The organism is Pelagibacterium lacus (genome assembly GCF_003345525.1).
GTDB lineage: Bacteria > Pseudomonadota > Alphaproteobacteria > Rhizobiales > Devosiaceae > Pelagibacterium > Pelagibacterium lacus.
Genome location: NZ_QQNH01000046.1, coordinates 1 through 9,758 on the forward strand (window position 1 = coordinate 1; position 9,758 = coordinate 9,758).

Sequence of the window (9,758 nt, forward strand, 5' to 3'; positions counted from 1 at the left end):
GGAACTCCGTCGAGGGCCGCGGGGCCGTCATGGCCGATCCGGGCCGAAGCCAAATCGCAAACGATCATGCGCTGGGCGAACTCCATGCGAAGCACTGGCCGTGCTGTCCCTCGTCACAAGCTCCCGTCTTTAGCCTTCCCAGAAGAGCGAGGCAACTGTTCCATTTATAATCAGTCGCAGGTTTGGCCGTTAAAGCTTGTGAACAAAACTATTACTGGCGGGCGTAAACATCCTCGTAGCGAATAATGTCATCTTCCCCCAGATAGGGACCGGTCTGTACTTCGATCAGGGTCATGGGAAGCTTGCCCGGGTTTTCGAGCCGATGTTTGGATCCCAGCGGAATATAGATCGACTGGTTCTCGGTTATGAGCTTGACCTCATCGCCGATCGTCACCTTGGCGGTGCCCTCGACCACGATCCAATGCTCTGAGCGGTGATGATGTGATTGTAGGCTCAGCGTGCCACCGGGCTTGACGACGATGCGCTTGACTTGGAAGCGGCTCGAGAGCGCCAGGGTCTCGTACCAGCCCCAAGGACGGTTGTCGCGTGGGAAGGCTTCGGCCTGTTTGGCGCCCTTTTCCCTCAGAGCGTCAACGGCCTGCTTGACGTCCTGGGCGCGGCTGGCATCGGCCACCAGCACCGCATCGGGGGTCGCCACAGCGATAATGTTGTCGAGGCCAATACCAACGAGTTCCACCCGATCGTCCTCGGAGCGCAAAAGTGTGTTGGTACAGTCGAGTGCGGTTGCATTGCCCGAGGTCGCAACGCCTCTGTCGTCGGGGCCCATTTCCCGCAGAACCGCGTCCCAGCCACCGAGATCGGACCAGCCGGCGCTGAAAGGAACCACGACGAGATTGTCGCTCTTTTCCATCACGGCATAGTCGATCGAAACATTGCGGACCTCGGACCAAGGTGCTGTGGCGAGTCTTGTAAAGCTCAAATCCTCATCGGCATCATTGATGGCGCGCTCGACGGGATCCATGAGGTCTGGTGCGTGCTTCTGGAAGGCTGCGATAATGGTCGTCGAGGAGCCGAGAAAGATCCCGGCGTTCCAGAGATGCTTGCCGGACGCAACCATCTGCTCGGCACGAGCACTATCGGGCTTTTCGACAAAGCGGACGAGATCGATGGGGTTGATTGTCTCGCTCGGGGCTTCGGCCAGCTCGAGATAGCCATAGCCGGTCTCTGGGTGTTTTGGAGAGATTCCGAATGTGACGATCTTGCCAGCCTCGGCCGCTATGCGCCCGATCTCCACAGCCTCATGAAAAGCGGCGGCATCGGGCACTACATGATCGGACGGCGCGATCAGCATAAGGCTGCCGGGGGCGGTTTTCTGAAGCCAAAGTGCTGCCGATAGGATGGCCGGCGCGGTGTTGCGGCCTTCAGGTTCGATCAGGGTGCCTTGAGGAACCATGTTCAACTGCGCCAGTTGTTCGATGACAACGAAACGAAAGGCGTCGTTTGTGAGCACTAACGGTGGAGCGAAACCATTGCCCGACAGCCGGCGCGCGGACGCTTGAAACAGACTCTCATCCCCTATCAGTGGCACAAACTGCTTTGGGTAAGATTTGCGCGAAAGTGGCCATAGGCGAGTTCCTGAGCCACCAGACAGTATTACTGGATTAATCATCAATCTTTTCCCAATCGTCCCTGCTATCTAGTAATAACAACCAGGTAAGTATACATTACATCTAGAACGAGAATGCAACTTGATTCTTTAATAGTAGTACTCGTCGATAATATTTTTCCATCCATGACGTCGCGTTAACTCTAGTTTTGTAGCAATATCAAATGTTTCCTTCCAAGATCGTCTAGCAGGCACGGAAGCCTCAATGTGTCGATCGAACGTTGTAACCATGCTATCGCCCCAATCTCTTATAAGCTGACGCAACGATGGCGTATCGGCACCAATTATAGGGACACCAAGAGACGCGCAAAGATTGCCAATTCCAGTGTTTAGTTCGTTTCCAGTATACGGAAGAACTACGGTTCTGCATTTACGGATCAGGTTCACGAATTCTTCGTTACCTGTAAATCTATCTACTACCTGTAGTTTATCTCCGTATTCTAAACAAAGTTTGTCCTTCAGCTTCGATTGTTGTCCATCTACCATCTCTCCAACAACAATAACATTCCCAACGTCAAGCAATCTCTTCTCATCAATAAGTGGAAACACCCGCTTGTATGGCCTAACTGATCCGAAAAATCCAAAATCATAGATTATCTCATGATCATCTTCATTACCAATTGACACATGATACGGTCCGTGGGGTAAGAAGTGACATTTACAATCTAAATCGTCCTTCGGAAAGCATATAGCTTCAGATAGGAGGTCTGTTGTTTCTTCATTTAACGCAATAATTCCATTTGATATGGCGGCAACATTTCGAAGATACCATTTCCCAAAATTTCCAATTTTTCTATCATGCGGCCCAATATTATGAACCACCCATATTATTTTTATTTTTAACGCCTTGAATAAATAAAGTAAGAATATCCTATATAATGCTATTATGTAATGGGAGCTACCCTTGTTTAGCGGGCTTTCTATCCAATTAATGATCAACAATCTTGGACGAGATAGAACCGTAGAAATTCCTCTAAAGCCGCTAACCTCCAACTCCATGGCGCGCAAAGTCGAGAATAATGTAAGCAACCAAGGGTTCTGGCTATAATTTTCGTTTGGCCATACGGTGATCATGAATCGCTCCAGATAGAATAATTGCTATACCAGCCCAAATATGAGAAAAACCAAAACTAGCAGTTTGACCGGCACTCACAATAATAAAAGAAAGAAAAAATAGCTCACCCAAGTTAAATTGTCTAAGTTTACTAACTACCCAAATAGACAAAACAATTAAAATTGATAGCGATAGTATCCCTCCCTCAACAACCATCCTCATAAATATCGATTGGGGATTTGCCGTTTCGTTTTCGAATGCCTTTCGGACCTCACCTAACCCACGTACCGGTACAAAAAGATCACCGCTATAATCGCTAAAATAAGCAAAAAACTGACCTGCTCCAATGCCAAGGGGTGCATCTAAGAAAATTCGTACGGCAACGATCTGATTCAGTAGGCGAAGAGCCGTAGACCCATCTAAATACGCCCAATGTTCTATTGGCGTACGAACAGCCAATATCACCCGTCTCCCAGCGTGCGTTGCGGCAATACTGTCCCAAGAAAAAACGACCAAAAATAGACCCAATAGGCAAATAACAAAAATAACAGAAACTACTCTCCAGGAAAATAGAAAGCGTATTTTCGATAGAGACAGCAAAATTAAAAAGGAAACAGGAATAAAAAACCCAATCAACGAGAATGACATAAAGAATACGAGTACATTAGAAAAAACTAGGAAATAATATATATATCTTGGTTTTGTAGAATGAAGAAAAAGCAATAATCCTATATTAAATGCCGATATCCTCGATGCAATGCTAGGTTCAAAGCCAGTTACTATTATCCTGCTGCTAGATTGACCGGATAATATAGTGTTAATCCATAGCTTAAGCGAGGTTTGCCCAGATAGAAGCGCCAAAAATTCGAAAGTTGCGATACTTGTAAAAAAGTAAAGACCTAAAATTGCCCCTTTTTTTGCGAAGTGCTCATAACGTATCATAGTTTCTACATATCCGATTAATCCGAGTACCGCTATCGTCTGAGATAATAGGCCGGAGATAAAGCTGCTGAACTCAAGGTGCAGCCAAAAAATCGGCAACGCTGAGAATACGGTCAGCAATACGAGCGGTAGAAAAGCCCAAAATAATTTTTTGTTAACTTTTCTAACTTCGAATGCCAGGATAATTCGTGCAGTTCCTACTGCGGCAGCCGCTAGCAGCGATAAGGACGCGAAGGTGAAGCCAGTAAAATGCAACAGCGATGCAAAGGGCAGCGTGGCCCAGATGAAAGCCGTTACCGCAGGCATTAATTAAGTCCGTTGGCGGTTAGGGCGCGGAAAAGAGAGGCCCATTTTGCTTCAACACTAGAGCGCCCAAATGCGTCTCTTGCAATTATCGCTGCCTTCTCGCCTAGGTTTGCCAGGACTTGAGCGTTAGTGTTCTCAATAAAATATTCAAGCTCTGATTGCGTTGATACAACAATGCATGAGGGATTATTTAGGTAAGGAGAGCTCTCGTATACATTGGGGACTACGATACTAGCGACCGCGTGCGCGGACGCCTGTATAACTTTATTTTGTAATCCACCGGAAACCTTCGTTAAGCAAAAAGAAACGTCAGCATACTTAAATACATCTTGAGAACTCTCGTACTCTCCCTGTATCTCAAAATTTTGACTACTCAATTCGCTTAACTTCTCGGAGTTCTTTCCCCACAACTGTATACTTATAAGCCCTTTTTGGCGAAGATTCTCAGTCCATCTATGAAGTAATCGGGCTCCTTCACGATTCTGCACGGTTCGAAAATTACCGATCATTACGCCCAGGAGCGGCCGTGAAACCTGGCTGTCGAGCTCCTCCTTGCTAAGGAAGGCGGGAAAGTCTACCCAATTCTCAACAACGCGTATTCCGGGATCTCCGATTGCCTCGGCATCCTTAGGTGATATTATCGTACGGTAATCTGCCAGGGCGGTGATGGAGCGCTCTGCCATCCTAAGCCGCCGGCTTTCTTCGCGGTAAATCAGCCTTCGTGCCAACGGTTGGGACCTCTCTTGAACAAGGCGATCGTACGTCATCGACAGCGAATCGCAAAGATCTATAGCTACCTGGGAGGCCGGAACGTTTCGAGGGAGCGCAGGCAGGGCACGAATAGTATGTAATACAAATACATCGCCATAGAGAGCCTTATTCAGAGCCGATTCTACTCTCCTATTGTAAAAAAATGCATATTGCAGCGGCTTTCCAGAAAATAAAAAATAAAATAACGAGAGAAAATTATTAGAACTTCGTCCAAAGTTACAAATTTTAACCCTATCTTGTAATAAAGTTGGAACCAGACTTGAATCTTGCGTGCCAGATAACGTGTATAATTTTATATCGTTCGAAATGGCATTGTGTATGGATAGTAATATTTGTTCCGCACGTAGTGCGTCGCCTCCACGTACTGGCCATACCGGCCTTGGCGTTATAAAATGAACAGTCATCAAGCCGACATCCATGTTTCCGCGTCAGTAGTTTGGCGCTATGAGGCAAATAAGATTTCCGAAAAACGTGCTGCGTGTTTCTCAGCGCTAAACTGCTCCGCCGCCTGCAAGGCTTGTGCTCTAAGCTTTAAAGCCTTTTCCTCGTTGTTGAACAAATCAGCAAGACGTTGGGCCGCCAGCATAGGTTCTGATGATACAGCCGCATTTTCTCGCCCCACAATTGGTATTTTCAAGCAGTGTTGGCCATCTGTTAAGTAGTTAATCAAACCAGCTTCTGTAGAGCTAGCAATGGTAATGATTCCAGCTGCAAGATACTCGCCCAAAACGTTTCCAAAACTTTCCCAATTAGAAAGAAATAGCCCAAGATTATAATTCCCAAGCTTATCCCTAAAATCTTTATGTTCGCCGATGAAGCGCACATTTTCGCTGATGCCCAGGCTTGCGGCATTCTCTGCTATTTCTTGTATAATCTGTGGATCGCCATCACCTACGATATCCAGTGAAATCTGAAAACCTTCTCGTTGTAAGTGAGCCAGAATATAGGGAGCCAAATAGAGAGCCTTTTGAGGAGCGAGTCTTCCTATGGCAATCGCACGAATCTGCCTTTTTTCTATCCCTTGCCGTAGCGACATAGAGGTCTTAGCTAGCGTGTCGGCAGAGGCTGCCTCGATCACGTTGGGAACCAGCGTGGTTTTTGTATTAGTAACACCAAATTCTCTTTTTAAAATCTCCGGCAGTGCAGGAGAATTGACGTGGATGAGATCGGCATTAGAATAAGCCCACGATAGAATTCCGCGAAGAAGTCTATTACGTAAGTCTTTGCTAGGATCCTGGCGTTCGCTTACAATGAGGCGAATGCGAGATGGTCTAAATAATTTAACAAAACTGGCGGCAACTATTGGGGCGTGTGTAAATGCCACGACCGTCAGTTTTTCTGAATTCCGGCTGCTTCTCTCCAGAGCTGCAAGCGCGCGGGAAAAACGCCAAGCAGCGACCAGAACATATGGATATCTCATTGAACGTACAAAGAACTGTTTGAGAGCACCCTTATGCGAGGTGCGAGAATAAGGGCAGTTCAGCGTGCTAGTCCCGAGCGCTGTTTTAGCAAAATAGCGGACTGGCAAATTCTCGTACGTAACGACCGCCGTAGAAAAACCTTTCTCAGTCAATAACGTTGAAAGTTTACTAGCGGAAAATGCTACTCCACCGCGAAAAAGATCTGACGCAAACAACACGACAATATTATTCATTCCGTGTATTTCTCAATAATCTGTGCATACGAAGTTATTAATTCCTTCCAGAGCTTGCTCCCTGAGAGTTCAGCATAACATTCATTTGCCTCACTCCTGTAGCGCTCAAGATCGACAGGCTGATAAAGGGCGCCTTTAACAATCTTCCTGGTTCGCTCTCCCAGCATGGCATAGCTAGACTTCAGCCATCGCGAGCGAAGTAAGTGACTGATCAAGGGCGACCTTAAACGTCTCTGCTCATTCGAAGGACGATCTGGAAGATGGACCTGGGTATCGAGCACACCAGCAATGTTTCGGACGTTTTTCTCCAAGCCTGACTCAAAACGGAGAATGTGGAAATTCAATGAAGCCTGTTGAAAGGATAGAAGAGCGGACTGATAATCGGAAAGATCAATGAATGAATTTAAGGACGTTCCCCATGCGCCATAAGGGGTTGCTGATGGATCTGTTAAGGCAATCTTAGGCGGTGGCAGGGTGTTGCCGAACCGATCACGATCCATAAAATAGTGACTGATTGCGCGGCGTAAGGGGTCGCGGAGCATAATAAATATGGGAGCGTCTCGATCCCTAAAATGATTAATTATCCTATCAGAAAAATAAAAATAGCTAGGGCAAACCTCTCCATAAAGTCGATCTAAGGTTGGTTTCTTAGAATCCGTACTAGACAAAAAACATCTATAGTACTCCTGTTCGGACTTAATGGACCATCCGTAGGTAGGGTTAATCTTTTCACTGCAGAAATAGTTCGTTTCTTTTTCGCTAGGTAGGGCAATTCCTTGTGATCGACGTAAAGCATCGTCAATATAAGTGGTTCCGCTTTTTGGTGCGCCAGTAACAATAAAATCTAATCGCATTTATTGCTCCCTTCTGAGAGCCGTCGTTTTTAGACTCCTCTCAATTTGGACATGCCTTTCCAGTAGCGAGTTAATTGTATCTACATAATCATAACGATCCGCATCCTCCCAGAAACGTGTAGAAAAGTCTTCCTTATAGGAACTTACTTGCTTCTGCAATTTGGGCGTGGATACATTGGAAAAACTGATACCTAAGGTCGTTGAAACGGAATCGGACGGATCTCCGGCAAAATCTTCATATACCATCACTTTGTAGGTGATACTATTGCTAAAGCGCAATATCATTTCATATTGCCGCGCAAGTTCTCTGGCCTTCCGTAAGATATAAAAAAAGGAATACTTAGCTATTGTCCTAGGTGTATATTGAGATGACCAGGACATCTCTTGTGTTGCTATTGCGTAAGATATAGCTTGTGAAATTATGTCCCGTCTTATAATAATAATGTACTCAAAATTATTATTTTTCCACAAATTTGACGACAAAAAACTATGCAAATGGGTTGCATGCGCATTCAGCGAAAATATTCCGTTTTCTGTCGTGCGGTGGTTTATTAATTCATTCCCATACTGTTGCCAGTTTTTGGGAAGTCTAGAAATGAAATGTATGGGTACATTCCAACGAGCTGCGCAAACTTTAGCATACTGGGCATGCTGAAAATATTCATGCGGAATACCCAGCTTCATCTGTTGCAAGATGTCACAAATCAGAGTACTTCCGGATCGAGGTGTACTGATTATTGCAAGGAAACGTCTTGGTGGAGAAGGGCTTGAAACATCAAACTGTGCGTCGATAAAATCCGTAGATGGAATGGCACGAACATCGTGGTGTAGCCTGGACGATATTATACCCCGCGCGCGTATTCCTAGTTCAATAAACTGGTCGTTGAATTTGTTGATCATGTTTACTACGTTGTCCACCCAAGCTTCCATGTATTGCCATAAATGATAATGCTATTTATAACTTGGATATACGATAAAACCAAAAAATCGCCATACGGAGAACGAATTTATAATATTAGCGAAAGAAATTGCGGCAACGCTAGCCAATGCAGCGCCCGTCGCCCCCCAAATAGGCACAAGTATGCCAAGGAGTATCAAGAGAATAACAGCAGATAATACCGATGTATTGCGTGCAACGTCCTCTCTTCCGCCCATTATTAATATAAATCCTACCGATCCGGTTGCAATGTTAACCATGTGTCCAATGGAGAGTATGGAAAGAGTCATTGCGCCGGAACGAAATTCAGATCCAAATAGATGCATTATTTCCTCGCTATATAATATTAACAAAACGAGGAATGGAAGAGTGGCGAAGAATGAAAATAAAGAGAATTGACGTGAGAGTCGTTTTAGCCGCTCGGTTTGCTTCAGCTTATGAAGTTCCGCAAATTTCGGTGCTATTGCTATGTTAACCGACGTTAAAAAGAACGCAAGCAACGAAGAAACGCGGGTGGCTGCGGCGAAAACGCCTGTTTCTTGGCTGGAATAGAGTATGCCGAGGGCTGAGACAGGCGCCCATGGAATCATCCAGTTCTGAATAAGACTCATTAGGAATAATGCCTTGGCCCCTGGGACAAGTTCTCGCCACCGAAATTGCTTCTCTAGCTCCAGCGACTTAGGGCCTCTCATTAAGCGCCATATATAACAACCGGACAAAGCTGCAAGTGCCGTAGAGAAGAAGTATGCGGCAATGGCGCCAGAATCACCGAGGAAATATATCGAGGGCCAGATTAGTAGTAGTCCTAATGCAGGATGGAGTGCAGCTGCAACAAGGCTAGAGTAGACTATACTTCGGGCCCCGCGAAGGACTTGAGACAATAAAATCTGGAAGGTCGTCGCAATAATTGCCAAGCTCGCCCAGCGCAAGCTGACTGCAAGTTCGGGTTTATCATAAACATGAATTGCTATTTGTGTAGCGAGAAGGAAGCCAGAGGCTGCTATTAATGGGCTCGACACCGCTGCTATGCTAAGCCCTGCGCGCACAACGGCTTTGGCTCGATTGCCGTCGTTGGCGGCATACGCGTGCGCCACGAGGCGCAGTAAAATGTTGTCTAAGCCGACCCTGGAAAATAGAGAGCCGATAACAGTGAAAGAGAGAGCCAAGAAGAAGAGGCCGGTTCCGGCAGCTCCTAATAATTGGGCAATCACCAAATTGAAAAGAAACGAAAGTGTAGCGCCGAGTCCTCTTATGAAGAGTGCGGCGCTTGCCCCACGAAAGACCTCATGTGCATCTGAGAGGGAGCGCTCTGTTCTCTTCAAGAAGTTTATCTTATGAAGTTGTCTCAGCTTCATAATAAGTCTTTTAGTTGGATTTTCTGATATCGAAGCTGCTGCAGGGGGTTAGTCATGGTATATGCGCTTTCGGAGTACTCCATACACGTCTTCGGCCATCTGCTCTGGCTTTTCGGTTTCCCCATGCAGGGTGATATCGGCGCGTTCGGGCGCTTCGAAGGGGCTGTCGATGCCGGTGAAATTGGTGATCTGGCCGGCCCGGGCTTTTGCATAGAGCCCCTTGGGGTCCCGCGCCTCGCAGATCGCCAGCGGGGTGTC

General features: G+C 46.4%; 9 protein-coding genes. All 9 read right to left on the reverse strand.

The annotated features are described in order from the left end of the window. Nucleotides 1–211: 211 nt before the first annotated feature. A complete protein-coding gene (locus DVH29_RS15660; RefSeq protein ID WP_114647124.1) occupies nucleotides 212–1,630 on the reverse strand; it encodes a mannose-1-phosphate guanylyltransferase/mannose-6-phosphate isomerase in 1,419 nt (472 codons plus the stop codon). Nucleotides 1,631–1,717: 87 nt separating this feature from the next. Continuing rightward, nucleotides 1,718–2,701 (reverse strand): glycosyltransferase family protein, encoded by a 984-nt coding sequence (locus DVH29_RS16290; protein ID WP_147276142.1) that lies wholly within the window; start codon nucleotides 2,699–2,701, stop codon nucleotides 1,718–1,720. Next, on the reverse strand, nucleotides 2,670–3,929 hold the full coding sequence (locus DVH29_RS16295) for an O-antigen ligase family protein (protein WP_147276143.1): 1,260 nt from the start codon (nucleotides 3,927–3,929) through the stop codon (nucleotides 2,670–2,672). Before DVH29_RS16295 ends, DVH29_RS16290 begins: the two co-directional genes overlap by 32 nt. Further along, complete coding sequence (locus DVH29_RS16300) at nucleotides 3,929–5,104, reverse strand: hypothetical protein (RefSeq protein WP_147276144.1); 1,176 nt, start codon at nucleotides 5,102–5,104, stop codon at nucleotides 3,929–3,931. Before DVH29_RS16300 ends, DVH29_RS16295 begins: the two co-directional genes overlap by 1 nt. Nucleotides 5,105–5,142: 38 nt before the next feature. Continuing rightward, nucleotides 5,143–6,354: a glycosyltransferase family 4 protein gene (locus DVH29_RS15665; RefSeq protein ID WP_114647125.1), complete on the reverse strand. Its 1,212-nt coding sequence runs from the start codon at nucleotides 6,352–6,354 to the stop codon at nucleotides 5,143–5,145. Continuing rightward, a complete protein-coding gene (locus DVH29_RS16305; protein ID WP_147276145.1) occupies nucleotides 6,351–7,208 on the reverse strand; it encodes a sulfotransferase family protein in 858 nt (285 codons plus the stop codon). Before DVH29_RS16305 ends, DVH29_RS15665 begins: the two co-directional genes overlap by 4 nt. Then, nucleotides 7,209–8,126 (reverse strand): Stf0 family sulfotransferase, encoded by a 918-nt coding sequence (locus DVH29_RS15670; RefSeq protein WP_158541708.1) that lies wholly within the window; start codon nucleotides 8,124–8,126, stop codon nucleotides 7,209–7,211. Between the two features lie 33 nt (nucleotides 8,127–8,159). Next, nucleotides 8,160–9,500, reverse strand: coding sequence for an oligosaccharide flippase family protein (locus tag DVH29_RS15675; RefSeq protein ID WP_114647127.1), 1,341 nt, complete (start codon nucleotides 9,498–9,500; stop codon nucleotides 8,160–8,162). A 48-nt stretch (nucleotides 9,501–9,548) separates the two neighbouring features. Continuing rightward, nucleotides 9,549–9,758 (reverse strand): adenylyl-sulfate kinase (locus DVH29_RS15680; protein ID WP_114647128.1); only part of this gene is annotated, 210 nt, incomplete at its 5' end.

Excerpts from the sequence above, each read along its gene's own strand:
- DVH29_RS15665 (WP_114647125.1), bottom strand. The coding sequence starts at position 6,354 with ATGAATAATATTGTCGTGTTGTTTGCGTCAGATCTTTTTCGCGGTGGA.
- DVH29_RS16300 (WP_147276144.1), bottom strand. The coding sequence starts at position 5,104 with ATGACTGTTCATTTTATAACGCCAAGGCCGGTATGGCCAGTACGTGGA.
- DVH29_RS16290 (WP_147276142.1), bottom strand. The coding sequence starts at position 2,701 with ATGATCACCGTATGGCCAAACGAAAATTATAGCCAGAACCCTTGGTTG.
- DVH29_RS15660 (WP_114647124.1), bottom strand. The coding sequence starts at position 1,630 with ATGATTAATCCAGTAATACTGTCTGGTGGCTCAGGAACTCGCCTATGG.
- DVH29_RS16305 (WP_147276145.1), bottom strand. The coding sequence starts at position 7,208 with ATGCGATTAGATTTTATTGTTACTGGCGCACCAAAAAGCGGAACCACT.
- DVH29_RS16295 (WP_147276143.1), bottom strand. The coding sequence starts at position 3,929 with ATGCCTGCGGTAACGGCTTTCATCTGGGCCACGCTGCCCTTTGCATCG.
- DVH29_RS15675 (WP_114647127.1), bottom strand. The coding sequence starts at position 9,500 with ATGAAGCTGAGACAACTTCATAAGATAAACTTCTTGAAGAGAACAGAG.